Consider the following 25,223-nt stretch of genomic DNA (forward strand, 5'->3'; position numbering starts at 1 on the left):
TTACGGTATGTCATAAGTGAATCTGATTCCATAATAAAATGTTCTCGGATTGAGCATAGCCAGCTGCCAGAGATACGGCATTTTGATGTACGGTTTGCTCGACGACTGATAATCCCCCGGCGTGTCATTTCCCGGCGTGTTTATGTAACCAAAAACCTGATGCGTTGCGTCTCCGGCGACCGAAGAAGGAAGGTGTAGAGATTCCATGTAAGCCTTGTAATCTAACGCGTTAGGACCAAATCCATCGTCGTAGGACATGTACTTGTAATTGAAGATATTATAAATATCGGCAAACAGCTCCATATCGACGCCATAAAAATGGAACCCGCGGGTGATTCTCAGATCAAAGTCAAGGTAGTCTTTCCATTCGACGTTATTCTGGATGCCGGGGATGGTTTCGCCGCCGGACCAGGTGAACCATGGTCCCGCAGACCAATTGCCGAGTAAATTGATGTGCCAATCCGCCAGCACCTTGATTCCGCTCCAGTCCGGACCCAACCAGTTCGGCGTGAAGAAATCCAGATTTAATCTCGCATACGGCTGCGGAATAGGCTTCGTCTGGTAAAGGTCGGTATAATTATTTAAATCATAAGTCCGCTGGTCGGCCGGACTCTGAAACTGATAAGCGTATCCGAACTGGCCGTTACTGGACACCATGTAGGTATAGTTTACAAAGCCCCGGAACCAGTCTCCCGTATTCTTCGAAAGGGTAATCTCGAAGCCTCTGATATCCTCGTAGTAGTTGCTCGTATAGAGCGAGTAGTTAACCAGACTGTTTGAACTGACGAACGTCGTTGTTGTCCTCTCATCGGAGACATCTTTGTAGTACCCGGCGATGTGTATCAAGTATTTGTCGAAAAGACTTTGCTCGAAGCCTAATTCGTATTGAATCGTCCGCGGAAGAGGAGCGTTCGGATCGGCAACGAGAGTGACGTTATCTGTACCCAGCAGTCTGCGAATCATGTATAGATCATCAGCCGTGGGCATAGAATAGAAATGACCGTAGTTGAAGTATAATTTTGAGTTCTCGGTCACCGGGAAGGATATCCCCAGGCGAGGTTCGACTTCTACAAGGTACTTGGTCGATTTCTTTGAGACGGTGTCAAGCCCTACCTGATCTGCGCCGGAAAAGATCGGGGAATACGCATCACTGGTATTGTACCATTGGCCACCGGCGTGGGACATATCAACTCTAACTCCCAGGTTAGCAATCATGCCTTCGAACTCTAATTTGTCTTGCAGATATGCAGACGCACGAACAGGAAATGTGTGCCAATGCGACCAGTTGTTATCAGAAGTCAAAGCGGAGTCTATCAGTCCGTAATTGATGTTGTTGTCGGTATAGTTATACTCCAGACCTGTCTTAATCTGGTTATGTTCGTCGACCTGGCTTGTCAAATCGAATTTCACATTATACACCGCGATCACACTTGTGTCGCGTGAATCGCTCATTCCCAGTCCATTATTATTGAAACTGCTCAGGTAAGATGCGTAAGACGGCGCTTTGGGGTAGTACCCGAATGGGAATTGATTTGCAAAAGAGAAATAATTCCCGAAGGTCGGGCTTGGAGTAGTACTCCTGTCGGCGGGGATAGACGTGTGGTATTGAGTCCCTGTCTCGCGAACGTTTATCTCATAAAAAGTCGAGGGACTGATTACGTGAGAAAGCTTTGCACCGAGCAAGTTGAAATCGACCCGACTTGGATTCCAATACCAGTCGGTGAACATTCTTGTGTCGATGTACGATCCTCCAAGAGGTCCCAATGAAGATAAATAGTCCGCAATCTGTCCACTGTTTTGAAAAATTCCGGGCTGCCCGTTCCTGGTATATGTAGTGCCGGTCTGCTCTCCCAGCATTCCTTCGAGATAGAGTTCCATCCCGGGGCCCACATCCGACGTCAACTTCAACGAACCGTTGTAGTTCCGGTAAGCGTCCGTCGTGAGAGGGATCATATACATCGACTGCTGCGAAACGTAAGATCCCCAGAAACGAAGGTTGCCAAGCTGCTTGCTTATGACGGGGAATGGTCCGCCGAAGCTCGCATCGATATTATAGTTGGGCTTCAGTACACTGAAGTCCTTCCGATGCACCCATTCCCAAACTCTTTGAGCAGCGGTGGGAGTCAAGAACTGACTCGAGTCCCCCGACGCAAGCGATTTCTGAGATTCGGCAATCCACCCGTCGAATCCCGGATATTGCGACTGTGTGGCTGCGTTCCATGCGCCGTCGTTTGTACCATAATACGCCACGGCGGGGTCAACATATGGTCTTACGAAATAGGTGTTGAATCCATTCAACGGCCCGCCGAAATTCTGTGCCTGAGGTGGAGCAATTCGTGCAAGGACACTGATCGTGTAGTGATCCGTGCTCCCATTGTTCGTCGTGACGTTTACGACGCCGGACCTGATGTCGCCATACTCGGCATTGAACCCGCCCGTCTGGATCTGGATATCTTTCACGGACGTCAGACTTATGGTGGTGTATGCCCAATTGTTCCGCTCGTCGCGCAGCGTGAAACCATCCACCATGAAAGCGGTCTGGTCGCTTCCCGCGCCGCGAATCACTAGACCGCTGTTGTTGCTTTGAACACCGGCCTGCAATAGAACCGCGCCTGCGACACTGACAGTAGGTATCGACGCCACTTCAGCGGGTGAGATGTTTGTCGTACTCGCCGAAACGTCCTTCTGGATGACCGGCCTCGATGCGACGACAACCACTTCCTTGGTCGAGATCGTGGTCTCGGTCATCTTGAAATCCGCCTGAGTCGTCTGATCGATCGCAACGCGGACATCCTCAAGTATCAGAGGAGCATAACCGACAATAGATGCTCTCAGGCGATATGTACCCGGCGTCAGATTTAATATTACGAAATATCCGTTCAGGTCAGTCGAGGAGCCGAGGGTCGTTCCCTCAACCAAGACGGTAACACCTACAAGTTTTTCACCCGTCGCCGCGTCGGTCACCGTTCCTGAAATCTTGCCGGTGGTCTGCGCAAAAGTCATCGCAGCGAATGTGAGAATGAACAGACAGCATGTTGCGAGCTTACTCATATAACTACACTCCTATTTAGAGTCAGGCAGTGTCTTTGGATTGATGCAATTCTGGTGGGCGGATATTACTCCGTGAAGGACAGAATCAGTAAACACTACTCGATCTTTCCTCCTGTTCTTGGATGTGTTGAAATATCAATACTAATAGTGATTATGTCAAGTCGACTGCTTGAAAATTCAAATCTATTTGTTTGAGAAATTTCGCGCAGAGAATAATTGTTTCTTGCTTGAACGAGGAGTCTGCGGAATCATCGCGGGTTCCATGTTAACCATAGATTTCCGCGATCCCCCAAGTGAAATCATATTTTTGAACCGGTATGATTTTGTGAATCCCCTTTTTTACAGTCCGCAATCCGCGAACGTCAATCCGACGAACAGAATTATGTGGTCGTTCAATGCGTTTACGCCTCCTCAGCTCATGGAAGAATGTGGAAACAGCAATACAGCAATTATTACCAATGATTTGAGATTTTGACGATGTCTCACTTTGCCGTTTACTCGCGCGAAAAATTTAGACGCACTCTGTGCAGATTCGTGAAATCAGATTTACGGTGTTGTTCCGCTGCAATAGCAGTAATGATTCAACTTATAATTCCCTGGATTCCCGGACATCCGATGTCGGTATCGTCGACTCTGAAAGAACAAATCACAACAGCTTGTGCCCCACTCCGGCAGGAGAAGTCCTAGTGGGGGCGCTTCTGAGATTCTCGTCAATGAAAGTATGTGTTCTTCTCTCTGGAGATCACCAAGAGTGAACGAAGTCTGAGTAAATGTGGAGCCTGTAAACTCACGCATCAGGAGTGGCTGCATATTGACAATGTTCGTCAGGAGTATTATCATAACTCGTCGATCATGACGGGCTTGCGGTTTTGCGGCTCGTGTGTGTTGTGCGATCAGATTACACATGGAGGTTTGCGGTATTCGCGGCCTGAACAAATATTCAGGAGAGTTATCCTCTTCTAGTATCCTGTCCCTAGCAGGATCAATTCCGTCAGGCGTAAGTCTAACCACAATCTCTCCAAATCGCTGCCGATGTAATCAAAACCCGAAATCCCGTTCAACTCTCCCGCCAGGACGTGCAGGATTACAGAAGTGGGTAGATGTCAACTTTGCATTTACGCGAAGGAGGAAATCGCATGAGATGTTTTTTTCACACTAATCGAAATTCCTTCTGGGCTACAACTTTCGCTTTCATTCTCCTGATCATCAACGTGGTTCAAGCCGCGAGCGGTAAAATAGCCGGCAGAATTGTTGACTCGAAAACGGGGGAAGGCTTGACGGGAGTCACCGTAATAATCGATTCGCAGTGGGTTGCGGGCCGTCCGGTGAAACTGGACCAACGGCTAGGTGCAATGACCGACGCGACCGGCTACTACGTCATCCTGAACGTTTCACCCGGTACTTATAATGTCACCGCTCGAATGCTGGGCTACGCTCCTGTAGTTCAGCGAGGAGTGACAGCCGAACCCGACCGGACCATCACCGTAGATTTCTCGTTAGAACAAAGTGCTATCGAGATGCAAGGTGTGGAAGTAGTGTACCGGGCAAACATTATCAAGCCGGACGTCGCGGGCACGCAAGAAGTTATTCATGCCCTAACGATAGACTACGCAGCGGTTACAAGGGTTGACGAATTCATGGGAAAGCTCCAGGGTGTGGAGCTGGTCGACAACAACCAGGGACATGGACTGAGCGTGCGCGGCGGAGCCATAAGAGAAACCGATATACGTCTTGACGACATCTCGCTTCAGGACCCGCGATCCGAGAATTCTTATCTGTCATTCAACTCCACCACCATTCAGGAAATACAAGTGATGACCGGCGGCTTTCAGGCAAAGTACGGCGGGATCCAGTCAGGATTAGTCAACGCGGTGACAAAAGACGGCAGCCGCGAAAAGTATGGTTTCTCTCTGAACTACAATATGACTCCGGGAAATTATCAGAAGTTCTTCGGTACAAATCCGTGGAGCGATCAGTCGATGATCTACCAGGTGTTCACCGGAAAGTACGCGATGCACGGCATTCAAACTCACGCCGACAGCCTCGCAGTCCCTCCGGAGTTCTGGGGATTCAAGGGCTGGGCGACAAAGAAATCGGGCCGATACTCGACCGGGACATACACGACACCTTACGTAAAGTTCCCCGCCGGTTTCACACCGCAAACTATGCTTGATTCGACTCAGAGAATGAAAATCTGGGAACTCAGGCACCCGCAATATCCGATAGCGACTCAACCCGATTATTATCTCGAAGGAAATCTGAACGGTCCGCTTCCCGGTGAAGACATACCGCTTTTAGGTGAATACCTCGGACATACCACTTTTCTACTCGGCGGGAAATACGAGAACACACAGTTTGCATATCCGCTCGGAGATCGTAGTAATTATGCCGACTGGAACACCCAATTGAAGCTCACGACAAATTTTACTACTGGTGACAAGCTCACAATAGAAGGGATGTTCGCGAATGTAAACACTTTGAATAACGGCCAAGGGAGTACATACGGAGGCGCGCTTCAGGAAGGCTCGTCCAGCTTCGGGTTCATGACAAACACAGAGAGCTCCATCATACAACAGGCATCTCTCCTCGGCGGCGGAAACTTCCCGCAAATTTTCAATATCAGCCGTATGCAGCTCTATGACCAGCAATACATAATCGGTGGATTGAAATACACACATACCCTCTCACCTGAAGCTTTTTATACATTAAGCGCGCATTTCCAGTCTTATGCACCCCGATTGTCATCGTACTCACTCGACACGAGCCAGACGAGCGCATGGTATTACATGGTCGGCGACGATGTCTATACGACGCCGCAGCCCGGCGCTATCAAGATCATGAAGGTTCCCGCAGGCGGCACGCCAAACGGCTCTACGAATTTCGTCGCGGACGAGCTCGGGATGTTTCAGCTGGCAGGCGGCGAACAGAGAGTCGACTCTTCGCATACGTGGGAGGCGCAACTCAACTGGGACGTCGTGTGGCAATTCGACAGGCACAATGAATTCGAAGCGGGTTTATCCATGCAGCTTACCGATCTCCATGTTTACACGGGCACCTGGCTTCAATCACAAACATCATGGACACCCGACCTCTGGCAATATTACGATGCCAAACCGCTGACGGGAGGAGCTTATGTACAGGATAAGCTCGAGTTTGAAGGAATGATAGCCAACCTCGGCGTGAGATTTGACTACTGGAATCCCAACAGGAACGGATTTGATATTACCAATCCACCCTCACCGGCGTACTCGGCGCTCTATAATGATTACTATTCCAATCTCCCCGGCGCGTTCGGTTCGTACCAGAGATGGCTGGCATACGAAGGACTTATCGCATCTCCGCCAGGGTGGCCGACCACTCCAAACAAAGCGCAGGTTGCGGTTTCGCCGCGTCTGTCCGTTTCGTTCCCTGTTACCGAGAGCAGCAAATTGTATTTCAATTACGGACATTTCTATCAGCGCCCTCCGGTTTCATTTCTCTACGACCTCGCGCTTTACCCGGCAGCGGCAACTGTACCATCACCTGCCCTCGCCATGGGTAAGACAATCTCATATGAATTCGGGTATGAACAGTCCTTCCTCCAGCAGTTCCTTGCTACGGTTTCTTTCTATTACAAGGATGTCAGAAATCAGCCGCTTCCCCAGACGTATGTCGATTACTATCACGAGAACGAAGTTACCCAATACGTACCGGATGCCTACAACATTGTCGAAGGTTTGGAGCTGAGATTGGAGAGAAATATCGGAAGCTGGGTGACCTTTTGGGCCAATTATGACTACATGCTGCTCAGCTCAGGAGAGAGCGGTCTGGCTTACGTATATGAAAACCAGCTTGAAGCCGCAAATGCCCAGCGGTCCGCAAATCTCACCACGACCAATCCCAAGCCGAGAGGGCACGTCGATCTTAATCTGCATACGCCCCCGAATGAGGGCCCGATCATCAGCGGCTGGTACCTCGATATTCTTTTTGACTGGCAGTCGGGTGGAAGGATGCTCTGGAACGGAAGTGCTCCGGTCAAGGATTGGGAGTGGATCGATGTAGTCGATTACTCGAATGTTGATTTGAGACTGACGAAGACTATCTCATTCAGCAATCTGAACATGCAGCTGATTCTCACCGTCCAAAACGTTTTGGATGAAAAGCGATTAGATGTGGACAACATGACCCTGGATCAGTTGAACAACTACAAGAATTCTCTCCATCTTCCATTCAATTCAGGCAGCATGAAGGGAAACGACAAGTGGGGTGAGTACGACAAGTCATATATCAACATCGGATGGTGGACCGCACCGCTGTTCCTTAACCCGCGCCGGATACTTCTCGGATTCAGAGTCGACCTATGAAATTGTCAATGACAAGATTTCGCTCGTCGGCAAACGAAGTCGCGCAAAGATATCTGACGCTACTCAACGTCATCATCGCGGTTGTATTCGCCGGCTCTTTCAGCAACTCGCAGGCGCAGAATAAAGCAGTGGTCGGATACTACTACTTCTGGGACAAGTCGGCATTTCCCTACACGGAAATCGAATTCAACAAGGTCACATGTATTTCCCACGCGTTCATTGTCCCGAATTCCGACGGGACTCTTTCTCCCGAGCCCGGTGCGACAATGAGCGATTATCTTTATCCCCAAATGATAACCGCGGCGCACTCCGCGAATGTGAAAGTAGTAGTTACAGTCGGTGGGTATGGAGACGGGAAAGGCTACGGTTTCTCTTCTATTGCCGCAGGTGCGACGGCGCGAGCAAACTTCGCCGGCAACCTGAAAGATTTTTGCCTCCAGTACGATTATGACGGAGTGGACATCGACTGGGAATACCCGGGAGCCGGTGACAGAGCGAATTTCGTACTCATGATGAGGGCAGTTCACGATTCGCTCGCTTCGGCAGGCCGCAATCTTTCCCTGAGTGCCGCTGTACCAGGATACATCGGAAGCGGGTATGATTTTGGCGCACTTGACAGCCTTCTGGACTGGGTGGGAGTGATGACGTACGACTACTATGGATCGTGGACAAGCGTGTCAGGTTTCGTCTCTCCGCTCTACGACCCGGCTCCAGGAGCGACAACAGATAACGAGGGTTCGATCAATTCCTCGATGACTCAGTTCCTGCAAGGCACAACGATACCTTCATCAAAGCTTTTCATGGGACTGGCATTCTATGGTTACAATTTCCAGGCAGCCGGGCTCTATAAGCCGCGAACCGGTGCCGCGCCTTCAGTGTCATACGCGAACGCTGTCGCCTACCAGAATTCAGGCTGGACTTATCACTGGGACGACGTCTCGAAGGGCCCCTACCTCACCGATGCGTCCGGCACTCACATCATAACATTTGACGATACGAATTCGATCGCGCTCAAGTGCAACTATTTGAAAAACAAAAATCTCGGCGGCGTGATCATCTGGCGCCTCGGACTGGACTATGTCAGCGGCTCACAACCCTTGCTGGAGACAACCTGGAAAAAGTTGAATACACCAACTGCAATTGTGTTTCAACCGAACGTCCCCGATCGCACAAGCGCCCTGCAAAATTTTCCCAATCCGTTCAATCCGATAACAGTTATCAGCTATAAGCTGTCAGCTAACAGCCATGTCGGCTTGAAGATTTATGACGTGCTCGGTAGAGAAGTCGGACTCCTCGTTAACCGGATCGAGAATGCCGGACTGCATGAAGTCATGTTCGACGCTACAAAGCTATCAAGCGGTGTTTATTTTTATGTCCTATCCATAAACGGAAAATCATTTTCAAAGTCGATGCTTTACTTAAAATAATTTCTTTCTCGAAGGGTTCAATCGAGAACAGGAGCAAGAAGATGTTGAAGAGTAGAAGACACGCACAAATTGTCGCGGCCTTTGCAATCGTGATGCTATACCAGTCGGTTGCAATGAGTCAGGCCGATTACACCGCCCCTCCGATGACAATAAATGTCAACTCATTTCAGTGGATACCGAGCAAGACCCGCGGCGACGGCGGAATGATAAACGAGTACAGCTGGGACTTCGCCACCGATGATGCGGCCGCGACAAATCCCCAGAACGGTTTCGACTTCTTCTGGCCGGCTGACCATTACCTGTCTAACATGCTCTTCCAGATATTCAGCCCGATATGTCTTTCGGACACAGGATTGGTGGATACTTCCGGCGTCAGGCATCCAGAGTTCGCAGACTCCCCCTACATAAGTGCGGGCACTACCGATTGGACATGGGAGCGTCGCAGATATCGGCCGCCGAATGTTTATGTCGACGGTATAAAACTCAACCCGCAGTACAACTGGCAGGTGGATCCCACTTTGAAGGCAGATGAAATCTGTGAGTTCAACGATCTTATAACCGCCTATGGGATGCGAGCGCACGTAAGAATCTACGCGTTCAGTAACCCGGAGCTTTCTAACGTCGCCATCTGGCAGGTCACATTGACTTTTACGGGCGAAATAGCTTTGGCGAAACAGAAACCACCGCGACGTCTCCCCGATCAGACGATATCAATGTGGTGGCCATTCTCCATGAGCTTCGGTCCTTCGATACTTGGAAAGGAAGCCGTGTACAGCTCCTACGGCTACGAAAGTGAAGATGTATTGGACAGTTGGACGACGAAGACGAGCCAGCTTGTTACCGACGATCCGAGAAAAGATTTGCTCATCGCTTACTACTATGATTTTTGGAACAACGGACTCGCCGGCTCTCCGACTTACACCAACGGCTCGCAGGATAACAGCGGAGATCCTGACAGGATCACGGGCCATCTCTACTCAACTCAAATCCCCGGTTATGCGCTTCTGTATGCGCCGGTCTCAGTTTCAAACAGTGCCGATGACCAGAACGAACCTTTCTCCATGCCGCATGCGAGCATCACTGCTGATGTGTGGGGAAGGCGCGATCTCGGTTTGCGAGACACATACATCGGCACAGATGGCCGGGGGAAATTTCCCCTTGACCCGATAACCGCGGGACTTGCTACGAGCCCGCAGAAAGGTCCGATGCGATTCATTACGTCGGGTCCGTACAGCTTTACCAAGAATTCTGTGTCGGGCGAATATGATTCCATAACTTTCGTTTATGCGATTGCTTCGGGTTCAGTCCCCTACGAGGTTGGCGACAGCATCGGACGCGCATGGTTCAACGGACAGATCACGGATGCGGTGAAGGACAGTCTCATATTGACCGGCGGAAAAGATTCCCTCGCGAATTCAATAGACCGCGCATACTGGGCATGGGACCAAATCAGTCATGGCAGAACTATTCCGGCACCGCCGCCTCCGCCGGATATCGACGTCCACAGCGCGCCGGACAGCGTTACAGTGAACTGGTCTTATCCCGACCAATCTTATTTTAGAAACGCGATCACAGGTGTGGAAGACTGGTACGCCTGGCGCGTGTACAGGAAGAAAGGCGCATACTACGTCGACGATCCGAACGATCAGGGAAGCGGCGCAACGTGGCAGCTGGTGTACCAGACCACGAATAGGACCGAGACTACGTTCAAAGATACGAGCGTGGACAGAGGAGTAAATTATTACTATGCTGTAACAGCTCTGGATGATGGCACACAGAACAACGGCTTGTACCCGGGCACGAAGCTGGAAAGCTCAAGATACGCGACACGAACGTCACTGGCCGCATCACCGTTCAAACCGGGTCTCAGTGTATCCGGTAAAGTGAGAGTTGTGCCGAATCCCGCGACGATTGCTTCGGGCGCTTTGGGTCTTCCCATACGAACTGGAGGAGGCGGACCCACCGATCAGATTTCATTCTATAACCTGCCGGTCAAGTGCACGCTCTCTATCTACACAGAAACCGGCAACCTTATCAAACGGTGGACCCATTACGGACCGGCAGACGATACATGGGACCAACGGACCGCGAGCAACCAGTACGTCGCCAGCGGAATCTATATTCTGGTCGTGAGCAACTCACAGGGATTGACCGGCCAGAGTCTTGCCGACCAGTTCGTGAAATTTGTAATCGTCAGGTGATTACTCTTTATGGGAAGATCAGATTGGAGATACTGAGATGATGAAGATTCGTCATTATCTAATGATTGCGGCGTCGACTTATTTTCTTCTAACCGGCAGCGCCATGGCACAGACCGAAGAAGCACAGGCAGGTTTCCGGTTCCTGGAAAATCCCGTCTCAGCCGAGGCGATGGGTAAGGCCGGCAGCGGAGTGGCAACGATGACCAATTCGGACGCGGTGTTTTGGAATCCCGCGGGACTCGGCTGGATCGACAAGCAATTTGACCTGAACGTCAACTACACCGAAGGTATCGCAAACATAAACTACTTCGCTCCTTCGATTGCCGTGAAGATCGGCGAACTTGGCGTGCTCGCTTTCGACGGAATGATTATGGACTACGGAGATTTCTATGGCACACGGTACGCTGCTAACCCGCAAGGATATGTCGAGACCGGTACATTCACCCCTCAGGCCTTCGCGCTTGGCATCGCTTTCTCCCAGAAAGTCAGCGATAGATTTTCTTACGGTGTACATATTAAATATGCCTACCAGAATCTGGGAGATGCCTGGGTTTCAACTGCGGGGACGAGTCTTTCCGATCCCGCATTACAGATAGCAACAGTCAGGTATTCGCATGGAGAACCCGCGTTCGATGTAGGCGCATTGTATGATTTCAAATTTCATGGCGTCCGGTTCGCTGCGGCAGTCCAGAATGTCTCCCGGCAAATTACATATGAGCAACAGGCTTTCTTCCTCCCATTCTCGGTAAACTTCGGCCTGACCGTCGAACCGCTTTCGTTCCTGATGGCGGACTATTCGTCCTCCAGCCAATCTTTCGTCCTGAGTGTTCAGTCGACTCACCCGCGGGATTTCAACGAGAGCGTCCGCGTGGGAGGCGAATACAACTTCGCGAAAATGCTTTCACTGCGAGCCGGATATATGACAGGTCTGGACGAAAGAGGGTTCACGGGTGGAATTGGCGTCTCACAGAATTTCGGAGGCATCAACCTGCATATCGATTACGCATACGAACCGTTCGGCGTTTTCGGCGCTGTTCATTTCATCTCGTTCGGCACTTCATATTGAGGAGCAATCAGCTTTCAGTGGCCAGTATTCAGCCCGAGATTGTTTGTCGGTGTGGACTGACCGTTGTTTCGAAAGGACCAGCATGAAAATTTCAATCAGTCCGATTTCTAAAGAAGATCTGGATAATGTCATCAAATTGTGGAATGAGGTTCTCCCCTTAGACGCGATTACACTCGACAGCCTGGAGTCGCGCGTCCTGCTGGACGAGAACTTTGACGAGAACACTTTTCTTGTCGCGAAAGAAGACAAAAGTGTCGTTGGATTCGTCGTCGGCACATACGCCCGGAGAGTCTCTCTCGGTGACCATGACCCCAAAGGAGACCGCTGCTGGATAACGGCATTCGGAGTCGACCCGGAATTCCGGCGGCGCGGAATCGGGAGGCAAATGATTGATTCCCTTCTGGGGAAATTCAAAAATATCGGGAAGAGCGAGTGCCTCATCGCGACTTACGCTCCCGGTTACTTCGTTCCGGGTATAGACATAAAGGAATATTCCGGCGGTATAGCTTTTCTGAAACGGCTCGGCTTCGAGGAAATCGCCCGCCCGCTAAGCATGGACACACAGCTACCGCTCTTCAGGATTACTCCAGAAGCAGAGGAGAAGGAAAAACGCCTCGGCGAATCAGGAATCTCGGTGAGGCCGTATAAAAGGAGCGACCTTTTTTCATTCATTGAGTTTCTCGGGTCGAATATGCCCGCAGACTGGGTCCGGGTCTCAAGAATAAACCTCAGGGATATGACTCGCGGCATTTTCCATGAGGACCAGATCTTTGTAGCGGTCAACGAAAAGGATGGCCAGGTGATCGGCTACTGCCAGTTCGAGGGCGCTCACTTCGGACCGTTTGGCGTCGCGGAAAGTTTTCAGGGAAAAGGAATCGGGACCGTCCTCCTCGGCAGAACTCTTGAGCGCATGCGTGCGAAAGGACATCACAACGCTTACGTCCTCTGGACAGACGATATCGCGGCAAAAGTCTATTCAAAATTCGGATTCAAAGAGACAAGGCGATTCGCGGTAATGAAAAAGCCGATCTTATAATCCGATCGAAATAATTGAAGGCAATTCTGATTCGCCGGTCAACGAAAAACGGAATTGAGGTATGGAAATGACTGAGGAACAAACTCACGATGTCCCGTCCGGGACAGGAAGACTGATCTCGCTCGACGTATTCAGAGGAATCACGATCGCCGGGATGATACTTGTAAATAACGCCGGAGATTGGTCTCATGTTTATGCACCGCTCGCTCATGCTGAGTGGGACGGATGGACTCCGACGGACCTGATCTATCCGTTCTTCCTGTTCATCATGGGAGTAGCGATGCCCTTCTCGTTCGGGAAAAGGGCGGCGAGGGGCGAAAGCAAAGGCAAACTCGCGGTCCACATTCTCATCCGGTCCGTGATAATGTTTGCGCTCGGGATGCTTCTATCAGGGATTCCGAATTTCAATTACTCACATAGGCTGATTCTCAATGTCCTTCAGAGAATCGGAGTGATATACCTGATGTCGGGTATTATCTATCTGTTCTCGAGCGTGGCCGCGCAAGCAATCGTCGCCGTGTTCTGCATCGTCCTCTATTGGCTGCTCATGATGCTCGTTCCCGTCCCGGGTTACGGAGCTGGAGTTCTCGCGCCGGTCGGCAACCTGTGGTGGTACATTGACAAGGTTCTTCTGCAAGGCTGGCATTATCACGCGGAGGGAATACTGAGCCTGATCCCGTCGATCTCCACAGTGCTTTTCGGATCGCTGACAGGTCATTATCTCAGAACGAAGAGAAGCGATATCGAGAAAGCTGCCGGCCTACTGGTCGTAGGTAACTTCGGACTCGTGATCGGCGTAATCATGTCGATCTGGTTCCCGATCAACAAACTCCTGTGGAGCAGCTCGTATGTTGTGTTCACTGCCGGATTCGCCATGGAGATGCTCGGCGTCTCCTTCTGGCTGATCGACATAAAGGGATACAAGAAATGGGCGGAACCGTTCAAAGTTTTCGGCGCGAATGCGATCGCTTCCTTCTTCCTCTCCACTCTCGGCGCGATTATCCTCGAGCTCGTTACGATCACAATCCACTCCCCCGCCGGCGCCGCAATCAAGATGAGCCTTAAGGAATACGTTTACAGCACATTCTTCTCTCCGCTGGCGAGCAGTTACAACGCTTCGGTGCTTTTCTCCGTTGTTTACCTCCTCATCTGGTACGGAGTGATGTACGTTTTCTACAAGCGAAAAATATTCATAAAGATTTGAATACTCATGAAGAAAAAAATCTATTCTTGCGCGCTCCTGTTACTATTCGCCTTCGCGGGTGGAAAACATGACGCCGACGAAAGGAACTCCAGCAAAATGAAAAACGGTACACAGACTATCCTGGCAATCGGGGCTCACGCGGGTGATATGGAGATCTCATGCGGGGCAGTTCTTGCAAAGCAGGCCATGATGGGAGACCGGGTCGTGATTCTTCACCTGACGCTCGGTGAAGGCGGAAATCCAAAGATGTCAGCCGAAGACTACGGCAGCCAGAAGAAACGTGAGGCGCTCAAGGTCGACAGCCTCCTTGGCGCCGAGCCAATCTTCGGACCCTACCACGACGGCGAGCTCCCTAACGACGAGGTCGCGAGACATTATGTCGCCAACGTCATCAGGATGGTGAAACCGAGCTGCATAATAACACACTGGACAAAAAGCATTCATAAAGATCATTCCAACGCGCACGCGGTAGTGGTAGATGCCATACTCCTCGCAAGCTTGCCGTCGGTGGGAACTGTAACTCCTTACTCGGAGACCGAATATCCTGAGTGGCGCGGTGTGAAGCGCATCTTGTACACCGAGAACTGGGAGGACATGGACGATTATCAGCCGTACGTTTACGTGGACGTGAACGAGTCGCTTGAGAAATGGGAGAAAGCGGTAAAGGAGTACGAGTTCATCGGAGGAAAGATCTCGAGCTTCCCTTATTTGAATTATTACAAGTCGCTTGCATCGGTTCGCGGAGCGGAAGCCGGATTCGCCTGCGCTGTTTCATTCAACGTCGACCAGTTCGATAAGAAACTAATATGGAAGACAATTAATCCATGACAAACTTATATACTGCCACAAGCAGGCAGGAGTTGACCGGCGCATTTTCTATCCGTCCGTATGTTGGCGATGATGAAAACAGCGTGGTCGCTCTCTGGAACAAGTGCCTCCTCCGTGATCCGATAACAACGGAGACCTTCAGGAGAAAGGTGTTGCTTGATGAAAATTTCGATCAAGATGGTTGTATAATAGTTTCGATCGACGAGATGGTAGTCGGATTCTGCCTCGCGGTGAGGCGGCGATACCCGTACTTCGGTCTCGACATGGAACGCGGCAGGGGCTGGATCACCGCTTTTTTTGTCCATCCCAGCTATCGAACTAAGGGCTTCGGGAAGAAACTGGTGACCGCCGGTGAGCACTTCCTGAAATCCTGCGGGGTCCAGGACGTATTCGTGTCCTCATACACACCAAATTACTTCGCTCCCGGAATCGATCTCGACGCTTACGAAGACGCGCTTACCTTCTTGAAAAACCTTGGCTACAAAAGAAGCGAGAGAGTATACAGCATGGGCCGCTCACTAATGGACTTCCAGCTGTCCCGGGAAGCGGAAAACAAATTGGCGGCGCTCGCCTCACAGGGAATCAAGATCAGCGTATTCGACCCCAAGTTCCTCACGGGATTGATAGAATTCCTCCGGAACGATTATCCGGGAGAGCTGCTCAGGGTAGCTCTCGAAAAACTGAGAAGGAACCCGAACACCGATGAGATCATACTCGCGGTGAAAGACGAACACGTGATCGGCTTCAGCCACTTCGAAGAAGAGCACTTCGGGCCGTTCGCCATCGAGAAGGAATTTATGGGAAGGGGGATCGGGACTTCCCTTTATTACGCGACGGCTGTCCAGATGAAAGAAAAGGGTCAAAGAAATTTGTGGCTCGCGTGGACCACGGGGCACGCAAAAGATTTCTACCACAGATGCGGTTTAAGAGTTACCAGGCGGCATGAAATAATGAAGAAGTCGCTGAGATGAATTTTCATCTGGCGGACTGGGTCATCCTGATCGCGTATCTCAGCGGGTCGATTTATGCCGGGCTCCGCGCGCGAAAATATGTTGAGAACATGGAAGGCTACTACGTAGCCGGTAGAAAAGTGAAAGTGGCGCTCGGCACTGCAACGCTCATCGCTACAGAGATCGGCGTCGTGACGTTCATGTATTTCGGCCAGCTCGGCTACATGACCGGTTTCTCCTGCTTCGTGCTCGGTGTGATCGGTGTCTTCGGATACCTCGTAATCGGAAAGACGGGCTTCGTCGTCTCCCGTTTGAGAGAGCTCAAAGTCATAACGATACCTGAATTCTACGAGATGCGTTTCAGCAAGTGGGTGAGATGGCTCGGCGGCGTTCTGCTCTTCCTCGGAGGAGTCCTGAATATGGGCATCTTTCTGAGGTTCGACAGCATTTTCCTGACGGAGACGATGGGGCTGGGAGAACAGGCGAGAGTTGCGGTCATGGTCGTCATGCTGCTCGTCGTGATAGCGTACACGGTACTCGGCGGAATGTTCTCAGTAGTCATCACCGATTTTATACAGTTCGTAATTCTCTCGTTCGGTATGCTCATAGCAACGATCTTCATTCTCATGAGAGTAGATATCCACAAGATTGTAAGCGCAGTGACCCAGCAATACGGCGCATCAGGAGTTAACCCCGTGATGAATCCGCATTTCGGGTGGGCATTTATTTTCTGGATGCTGATAGGAAGCATCGCGCTGTCTGCTTTGAATCAACCCGCGGTGTCCAAATCATTCGCCTCCGAGAGCCCTGAAGTCGGAAGAAAAGTGTTTCTTTACACCGGTCTCACTCTCGGCGGACGGTACATGATCCCGATGTTCTGGGGAGTGGCGGCCCTCGCCGTTCTCGGGCCTCATGCTGATTCACTTGTCGCCATGCCCCGGCTTCTGGGCTTATTCGTGCCGTCGGGATTCCTCGGACTCATGATCGCAGGAATGCTGGCTGCCTCGATGTCGACTTACAGCGCATACTTGCTTGCATGGAGCACGGTCGCGACGAGAGACGTAATCTCTCCATTATTGAAAACCTCACTCACCGACGCACTCAATGTCAGGATGACGAGAACCATCGCAATCTTCATCGGCATATTCATGCTTGTATTCGGACTGGTTTACGAGATTCCATCGACCGCGTATCAGTATCTCGCGATCACTGCCGGCATGTACGCTGCGGGCGGTTTCGCCTGCGTGACCGCCGGAATCTACTGGCGAAAGGCGAACGTTGTAGGTGCCTACTGGGGTCTCGGGTTGGGTGCGGTCGCGCCTCTGACTTTCCTTGTTCTCTCCCAGTTCAAGGAATCCTTGCCGGCCGGATTCCTCTTTCTGGTCGACGTGAACATCTCGGGGTTCATTAGTTTCGCGCTTGCCGCCATTGGAATGATACTTGGCTCGCTCCTCACGCAGAAGAGTCATCCCCCGGTGAAATTATGAAAAATCCTCAGCACTCAGCAGAAATAAACGTGAAGGCACCGTGCCTCCTGCCCGTTGTGTTGGATATGAAATTTGCGACCGGACAAGGTGCAAGTACATTCGAATGTTGCGGGACTGACTCCCGAGTGTGGAGTGTCGATAATTCAGAAAGGAATTCAATTGCCGACCATTGATCTTTTCTGGCTAATACTTTTTTGCATTTCCACAGTCGTCCTTTTTTCCATCGCCGGCATCATAACTGTTTTTGGAATCAAAGACATGAAGAGTCTGCTTTCCCGTTCAGATAAGAAAGAAAAAGGAAAAGCGAATAGCGGGAACGGAAATCCGCTGCGATGAGACCCTCATATTCTGCAGAAGTGGAACGATGAAGGAATTCTCGGGAAGAAGCAATTCGCTGCTTGTGCTCGCTGTGCTCGTGGCGCTTTTAGCGGTGCCGACAAGTGCGCAAGTACCGAAGCGCCATTCCTGGAATCATTCTGCAAAAGTGACGGTGGATGCGTCAAATCGTTTGTCGGTAATCAACCCGCTTATATATGGTCTTAACGTCGCGAGATGGGACGAGGATTTGTTCCCGGGACCCGCACAGGATATGCTGTTAACCTCCGACCAGACAGCAATAAGAAGAATCAGGCAAAGCGGGGTAACAATCCTGAAATATCCAGGCGGGAACGACGCCGATCATTATACATGGAACGATCCGAAGAACAGCGCCGCTGAAATGAATACTGACGAATACGCCGCACTGCTTGCCGCAACCGGCACCGAAGGGTTTGTTACCATAAACTTCAATGAATCTCCCGAACTCGCTGCGGAATGGGTGGCGTATTGCAACAAAGAGAAAGGCTACCACATCAAGTACTGGGAAATCGGAGACGAACAGTGGGGCTCGTGGGCGAGGGGACACACCACTCCGGAAAAATACGCCGAAAGATTTATCTCGTTCGCGAAGGCGATGAAGGGAGCTGACTCGACCATACTCGTCGCATCCAACGTCATGCCTTCGGCGGACACGAGCGGCTGGACATACCGCGTCCTGAAGTCCGCCGGCAAGTACATCGATATGGTGAGTTTCTCGTTTTATCCTTTCACCAACAAACAGGAATACGAAGACACGATATTGACCGGCCCCTACCGATATCGCCTCGCGTACAAAACCATTCGCGAAGCGCTCGAAGAAGCACTCCCGATAGCCGATCCGGCGCATGGCAAGGAAAAAGCAGACACAATGTGGATCGCTGACGTCGGCTACAATTCAATCTCAGGATATCCCGGACCGATCACGCTCTCTATCGCGAACACATTGTATATCGCCGATATGATAGGTACCATGGCACAGCTCGGAGAACAGATTTCATGTTACTGGGCGCTTCACAACTCCTATCCTCCAAGACACGGCGATTACGGTATCCTTTCAGAAGATGGAAAAGGCAGACGAAATTTCGTTTACTACGTTTTCCCGTTATTCACTCGATACTTTGGAAGAGATCTTGTCAACAGCACATGCTCAGACACTTCCCTTTCCGTATACTCGAGCCTGACCGGTAACGATACTCTTTCGATCATCCTCATCAACAAAAACAAACGCACCGCCGCGAGGGCTGACATAGAGTTGAAAGGATTCACGGCGCAGGGTTCTCCCACAGCATTGATCCTCAACTCCGAGCACAAGCTGGATAAGTTTGATGCGCTCAAGCATACCGCTTCTGTACTTTCAGAGAATATCCCTCCCTATTCTATTGTCGTTCTTCAGCTGCAGCGAGAAGGTGCCGTTCCACCGCCGGAAAACCTGGCGCTCGGAGCGCGGGCCACTGCATCCTCATTTGCTCTCAATGGTCCTGACTTCGGACCCTCAAGGGCTGTAGACGGCAAGCAGTACACACGTTGGGCTTCTTCAGCTTTGTGGGGAAAAGAAGGCGGACTCGACGAGCAGTGGTTTGAACTTGACTTTGGAAAGCAGCGCAAGTTTAACACGATCGTTCTCCACTGGAGTGAGGGACACGGAGTTCAATTTATCATACTAGTCTCGCCGGACAAAAAGAACTGGCACACAGTAGTTCAGGAGCAGCAGGGTGCCGGCGGAACGCAAAATTTTGGTTTTGAAGATGTCAGAGCCCGTTTCATCAAACTCATCTGTCTGAAGGGAACGCACTCGGTCTCGACCTACTCGATAAACGAATTCGAAATCTATGATTATCCGAAGAGTTTGCGAAAGAGTACGTCTTACAAAAATGAAAATTGAATACTGAAATGACACTTGACCAGGCAAAAGCGACAAGAAAACAAGGCGGTGAATCTCGACAGGTTAAGTTCGGAAGCGAGCATTTCTTCGAATCAGGGCTTGAACTCATCAAAGGAAAGAGAATCGGGTTTGTCACGAACCACTCGGCAGTACTTTCCGATGGGAGACACGAGGTGGACGTCCTAAGGGAAGAAGACGAAGTGGTGGTTGCGGCTTTGTTTTCACCCGAACACGGCATACGAGGAAGCGCTCCTGCCGGTGCACATGTCGAAAGCGAGTTGGACCCGGCTACCGGGCTCCAGATTTATTCCCTCTACGGAGACCATACAAAACCGGAAGAATGGATGCTCAAGAATGTAGACATCTTGATTTATGATGTTCAGGATGCAGGGACACGTTTTTACACCTATATAAGCACGATGGCGCTCGCCATGGAGGCTGCCGCCGAAAAAGGAATCCCGTTCGTAATTCTCGATCGACCGACGATAGTCACCGGAAATTTGATCGACGGTCCATTCCTGCACGACGATGCGCGTTCATTCATAGGCATGCTTCCGGTCCCAATTCTCTACAGCATGACGCCGGGCGAGCTCGCGGGCTTGATACAACAAGAGTATCTCAAACCTAAGGGACTCGAACTCGATCTGACCGTTTCCACTCTGCTGAATTACAAAAGATCTATGTGGTATGATGAGACCGGCCTCCCTTGGGTAATTCCTTCACCTAATGTCAAAACAATAGAGGCAGCGACACTTTACCCCGGTACTGCATTGGTCGAAGGAACTAACTTGAGCGAAGGCCGGGGAACACCGTATCCATTCCAGTACATCGGTGCGCCATTCATCGACGGGGTCAAACTAGCTGCGTCATTGACTGAACTTGGTTTACCAGGAGTTGAGTTCGACCCGGTTACTTTTGTTCCACGATTTTCCAGCGTGGTCTCTCACCCGAGATTCAGCGGCGAGTTGTGCCACGGCATCTACCTTCGCGTTACAGATCGTACCATGGTGAAACCTGTCGAAGCAGGAGTCGCTTTGGTCTGTGCGATGCGCAAGCTAAATCCGGCCCAGCTCAAGTTCCGGTCGGACGGCGCTTTCGACAGACTGTCAGGTGACAAGAATATCAAGTCGATGATTGAGAAGGGAGCCGGATATCTGGAAATCGCGGCGACCTGGAAATCACGCCTTGGGACTTTCGACGAAGAAAGAAAAAAGTATTTCCTCTATCCTTAATTCTTGATCTGACTCAAATACGACTATCGGTTTCTGCCGTAAATTTCAAACCCCCACTCCCTTCATTCACCATGTCAATCCAGACATCGCATTCGTCCGAGATCATGTTTGGGTAGTGTCTCATTTTGAACTAAAGAAGAAAAATTCCACATATGGCCTTCGGAAAAAATGGCGATTAGGAAATTTCCAAAGTGGGATCAAGAAACAAATACTGTCCGACGGCGCCGAAGGCGCCTAGTTTATCCCGCTCATTAATATTAATTGCGGATAATGCGGGATGCCGCAAGGCGGCATTTGTTTCTTCAATGAGGAAATTTCCAGCTCAACGAGTTGAGTTGTCAACCGTTTTTTCCGACAGCTACACTTCACGAAACGTTTCGTGAAGTGAACGCTTGATTTTTCTCCGCCAGAGGACGGATCCGCCTTCGGCGGACTTTGGTACTTTCCGGCGCCTGTCCCGATTTCAATCGGGATATCAAGACAAAGGAAAGTACAACAGAATCGTTAAGAGTCATCAGATCTTTATTGTTCACTTTCTTTTGTCCCGAAGGGATCCCTTCGGGACTCACTCAAAAGTCCCGCTCTTCGGGATCCCGTTCATCGTATGGTTATTTCTGAACGGGAAAAGTGAACGGAAAGTCCGCCTTCTGCGGATGCGCCGCATATAAATAATCGGAGGCGCAAAAAGGGTGCCCTGCGGAAATGGTCCCGACTGTCGTCGGGATCGTCCTGTACTCAGCTATATGCGATTTTTTGAATAGCTATTCCGATTCGTTCACCTGACAAAAAATCGCTAATACGAGTCGTCAAACCTTGTGAGTATTCTCTCTTCCCAACGGGACTCTCCCGAAGGGATCCCTTTCCCTAAGGGACTCCTTCGGAGCGGGACATTTTCGCAAGGGGATATTCACACTTCAAGTTGAGACACTACCAATGTGTGCGCTGGCTTCATTCCTTTTGGAACATCGGCACGATACAGGACCGGATTCAGCTCGCTTGCGGCAGGTTCTCCCGGCCTCGCTCCCGGGACAAAAACGTTCGCGTCAACCTGCTGGTACTTGTTCGGACTTTTTACCATTCTTGCGCCATCGGCAAAATAAATTATTGTCATTGCTTCCCTTACCGATTGACTTCTGTTAGGATAGGCGGAATGCACGACAAATCCCGAATGGAAAGTTGCGTCGCCTGCTTTCAGTTCATGACTTCTTCTCATGTAAGTGGTTTCCAGTATAAGCTTTTCGACTTCATCTTCATTCGAAAGAGAAATCGGTCTATTGCAGATCAGTCCATTCTTGTGTGAGCCGCAGGCAAAAACCAGGGAACCCATTTCTTGAGTGACATCAGTCAGCGGCATCCACATGGTTATTGTCTTGTCGGTATCGAGCGGCCAGTAAAACATATCCTGGTGCCACGGCGTCCTCTCTCCTCCCGGAGGTTTGAAGAGGGCTTGATCATGGTACAGCCTTACAGAATTTACCCCGATGAGACCTGCGGCTATTTTAGCGAACTTCTCCTGAAAGACGAATTTCGCAATCCTGCCATCGAGCCTCCATGCATTCGTGACCTGCAGGAAAAGTTTGGTGTAATCGTCGAGCCGTCCCTGCCTGTCATTCTTCTCCGTCATCTTTCTCACAACTTCCTGGATGTACGTTCGTACCGATCTTATTTCCTCCACGCTAGCAAGACCCTTGATCAGAGCGTATCCGTTGGAATCGAAATATCGTTTCTCTTCAGGACCGACGTCCAGAGTGTCGATCAATTTGAATGCGTCCTTTCTTACCTCATGCTCAATTTCGTTAAGATGTCTGAATATTCACATGAGGTTGCATCATGAAATCAGAGAAGGTCAGCGCGACAGCCAATTCGATTGTCAATTCACCCTTTTTGGTTTAAATTTGAATATTAAACCTGGTGGACTGATGAAGCACCTTCTTCCCATACTTTTGCTTTCATTTATATTGGCCGGATGCGGCGTGAACAAAGCTCGTATCGCGCGCATCGACATGATCCTGGATTCCCTGAGGGGCGAGTACGCTCAGGATCCAAGAACTTCCGTTTTCAAAGTCAGCGCGGAAATTCAGGACGAAGGCATCGTCTTAAGAGGAGAGGTGGACGATCCCGATGCGAAAGCAAAACTCTTTTCGGACATTCACGCCGCAGGAGAGAATACTCTGACAGACTCTGTGACAGTCCTGCCGGAATCAGGTCTCGAGCCCAAAGTCTACGGAGTAGTCGACGTGAGCGTTGGAAATTTGTATGCCGGCCCGCACGATGCGGCAGAGCTTGTCGATCAGGTTCTGCTGGGTCACACGGTCAAGGTTTACAAAAAGACCCGCGATTGGTTCTATGTCAAGTCCACTCCTGAGCTGCCATGGGACAAAGGATATCTCGGCTGGATTGACACGGGGAATATCGTGTTGATGGATTCTTCGGCCATCGCCTCGTATCGCGCTAAGAGGAAGATCATCGTCACTACGATTCTCACGACACTTCGGAGCATGCCAAACGGCGGTTCGACGATATCCGACCTCGCGATGGCCGACTATCTCACGCCGATCAGAACTACTTCCTCAAGCTTCAAGATTGAGCTCCCTGACGGCAGAACCGGTTACGTGTCGAAATCTGACGCCCAGTTTGAAGATGAGTACTTAAACTCACACAAGGCAACGCCGCAAAGCATAGAAAAACTCGCCAAAGATTTTCTGGGATTTCCCTACCTGTGGGGTGGTACGAGCACCAAGGCGATGGATTGTTCCGGTTTTGTTAAGACCGTGTTTAGAATGAACGGCATCGATCTTCCCCGCGACGCGAGCCAGCAAAGCGACATCGGAGACAGTGTGGATCCCGGAGTCGACTTCTCAAATCTTGAGAAGGGCGATTTGTTATTCTTCGGAGACAAAGCGACCGCGCAGAAGCCGGAAAAGATCGCGCATGTAGGAATATACCTCGGGTCCGGCTTTTTCATTCATTCGAGCAGCCTGGTGAGGATCAGCAGCTTCAACAAAAACGATTCCCTTTTTGACAAATACGATCTTGAAAGATTTGTAAGGGCAAGGAGGATACTCGGTGTCCAACCGAATCAGGGCAAACATGATTGACAGCGATTTTACGAGGATCGCCTCAAGCGGGAAAGCAACACTCGACTTTCTAAAATATGATCTGAAGCTTACTCACACTTTCACGATCTCCAGGAGTTCTCGCGACACCGTGCCTGTGGTGATAATCAGATTCAGAAAAGATGGCATCACATCTTATGGTGAGGCGTCACCCAACTCGCGTTACGGCGAGACCGCGGAAAGCGTAATCAGATTCCTTGGTAATGTGGACCTCGGGAGATTGTCGGATCCTCTTCAGCTCGAGGCAATTGGCATTTACATTGACTCGCTCGGCCCGGGCAATTCAAGTGCGAAGTGCGCTATCGACATCGCGATGCACGACTGGGTAGGCAAGCATCTTGGCATCCCGCTCTACAGATATTTTGGTGCCGACAAACAGAAGATTCCGTTGTCGACGTTCACGATCGGGATTGATTCCCCGGAAGTCATGATTCAAAAAGTGAAAGAGGCCGAGAACTATCCTGTTTTAAAAATCAAAGTAGGGTTGCCGAACGACGAAGAGATATTCAGCGCTGTACGGAGCGTGACGGACAGGGTCCTTCGAGTAGACGCGAACGAAGGATGGAAGTCGAAGGAGGAAGCACTCGAGCGAATAAACTGGCTGTCGACGCAAAACGTGGAATTCATCGAGCAGCCGATGCCCGCCGCGCAACTCGACGACGCCAGGTGGCTGCACGAGCGGGTAAAGATGCCGATCATTGCCGATGAAGCGCTTTCGATTCACAATGTCGAAGCGCTGTCAACCGCTTACGACGGAATCAACATAAAGCTCCAGAAGAACGGGGGATTGGCGAAGGCGGGAAAACTCATAAGAGCAGCGCGCGCAAAGAAAATGAAAATAATGCTGGGCTGCATGATCGAATCGTCCGTCGGGATCACTGCTGCCGCTCACATTTCGCCGCTTGTGGATTGGAACGATCTCGACGGGAACGTGTTGATCTCGAACGATCCTTTCACCGGTGTCCTGAACAGAAACGGCACGCTCACGCTCAGCGATCAACCCGGACTCGGAGTAGAGATTCGGGAAGAAGACTAGCAGGCCG

The 25,223-nt window shown here is 50.7% G+C and carries 16 protein-coding genes; 14 read left to right on the top strand and 2 right to left on the bottom strand.

The features are described 5' to 3' along the window. Entirely contained in the window at positions 1-3,051 is a 3,051-nt protein-coding gene (locus VIS48_10335; protein ID HEY9166546.1) for a TonB-dependent receptor, read from the bottom strand. Positions 3,052-4,187: 1,136 nt separating this feature from the next. Here VIS48_10335 and VIS48_10340 point away from each other — a divergent pair. The 12 genes from VIS48_10340 to VIS48_10395 all read left to right on the top strand — a co-directional run bounded on the left by VIS48_10340 (position 4,188) and on the right by VIS48_10395 (position 21,064). Further along, positions 4,188-7,394 carry a TonB-dependent receptor gene (locus VIS48_10340; protein HEY9166547.1) on the top strand — a complete coding sequence of 1,069 codons (3,207 nt, stop codon included), beginning with the start codon at positions 4,188-4,190 and terminating at the stop codon, positions 7,392-7,394. 8 nt (positions 7,395-7,402) lie between these two features. Further along, positions 7,403-8,821: a glycosyl hydrolase family 18 protein gene (locus VIS48_10345; GenBank protein HEY9166548.1), complete on the top strand. Its 1,419-nt coding sequence runs from the start codon at positions 7,403-7,405 to the stop codon at positions 8,819-8,821. Between the two features lie 41 nt (positions 8,822-8,862). Further along, positions 8,863-11,022: a hypothetical protein gene (locus VIS48_10350; protein ID HEY9166549.1), complete on the top strand. Its 2,160-nt coding sequence runs from the start codon at positions 8,863-8,865 to the stop codon at positions 11,020-11,022. Positions 11,023-11,059: 37 nt separating this feature from the next. Continuing rightward, positions 11,060-12,088 carry a PorV/PorQ family protein gene (locus tag VIS48_10355; GenBank protein HEY9166550.1) on the top strand — a complete coding sequence of 343 codons (1,029 nt, stop codon included), beginning with the start codon at positions 11,060-11,062 and terminating at the stop codon, positions 12,086-12,088. A gap of 82 nt (positions 12,089-12,170) precedes the next feature. Continuing rightward, a complete protein-coding gene (locus tag VIS48_10360; GenBank protein HEY9166551.1) occupies positions 12,171-13,124 on the top strand; it encodes a GNAT family N-acetyltransferase in 954 nt (317 codons plus the stop codon). A gap of 67 nt (positions 13,125-13,191) precedes the next feature. Then, positions 13,192-14,328, top strand: a complete 1,137-nt coding sequence (locus tag VIS48_10365; protein HEY9166552.1) for a DUF5009 domain-containing protein — start codon at positions 13,192-13,194, stop codon at positions 14,326-14,328. 6 nt (positions 14,329-14,334) lie between these two features. Continuing rightward, positions 14,335-15,156, top strand: a complete 822-nt coding sequence (locus VIS48_10370; protein ID HEY9166553.1) for a PIG-L family deacetylase — start codon at positions 14,335-14,337, stop codon at positions 15,154-15,156. Next, positions 15,153-16,127: a GNAT family N-acetyltransferase gene (locus VIS48_10375; GenBank protein HEY9166554.1), complete on the top strand. Its 975-nt coding sequence runs from the start codon at positions 15,153-15,155 to the stop codon at positions 16,125-16,127. Before VIS48_10370 ends, VIS48_10375 begins: the two co-directional genes overlap by 4 nt. Further along, positions 16,124-17,593 carry a sodium:solute symporter family protein gene (locus VIS48_10380; protein ID HEY9166555.1) on the top strand — a complete coding sequence of 490 codons (1,470 nt, stop codon included), beginning with the start codon at positions 16,124-16,126 and terminating at the stop codon, positions 17,591-17,593. The genes VIS48_10375 and VIS48_10380 overlap by 4 nt, the downstream gene beginning before the upstream one ends. A 159-nt stretch (positions 17,594-17,752) precedes the next feature. Beyond that, positions 17,753-17,929, top strand: coding sequence for a hypothetical protein (locus tag VIS48_10385; GenBank protein HEY9166556.1), 177 nt, complete (start codon positions 17,753-17,755; stop codon positions 17,927-17,929). A 28-nt stretch (positions 17,930-17,957) separates the two neighbouring features. Then, complete coding sequence (locus VIS48_10390; GenBank protein HEY9166557.1) at positions 17,958-19,832, top strand: discoidin domain-containing protein; 1,875 nt, start codon at positions 17,958-17,960, stop codon at positions 19,830-19,832. An 8-nt stretch (positions 19,833-19,840) separates the two neighbouring features. Beyond that, complete coding sequence (locus VIS48_10395) at positions 19,841-21,064, top strand: DUF1343 domain-containing protein (GenBank protein HEY9166558.1); 1,224 nt, start codon at positions 19,841-19,843, stop codon at positions 21,062-21,064. A gap of 907 nt (positions 21,065-21,971) precedes the next feature. Here the strand turns inward: VIS48_10395 and VIS48_10400 are convergent. Beyond that, entirely contained in the window at positions 21,972-22,823 is an 852-nt protein-coding gene (locus VIS48_10400) for a phytanoyl-CoA dioxygenase family protein (protein HEY9166559.1), read from the bottom strand. Positions 22,824-22,983: 160 nt separating this feature from the next. Here VIS48_10400 and VIS48_10405 point away from each other — a divergent pair, with 160 nt between their 5' ends. Continuing rightward, complete coding sequence (locus VIS48_10405; GenBank protein HEY9166560.1) at positions 22,984-24,162, top strand: SH3 domain-containing C40 family peptidase; 1,179 nt, start codon at positions 22,984-22,986, stop codon at positions 24,160-24,162. Further along, positions 24,131-25,216: a dipeptide epimerase gene (locus VIS48_10410; GenBank protein ID HEY9166561.1), complete on the top strand. Its 1,086-nt coding sequence runs from the start codon at positions 24,131-24,133 to the stop codon at positions 25,214-25,216. The genes VIS48_10405 and VIS48_10410 overlap by 32 nt, the downstream gene beginning before the upstream one ends. Positions 25,217-25,223: the final 7 nt, after the last annotated feature.

The organism is Candidatus Kryptoniota bacterium, assembly GCA_036567965.1.
In the GTDB taxonomy this organism is placed as follows: Bacteria; Bacteroidota; Ignavibacteria; order Kryptoniales; family JAKASW01; genus JAKASW01.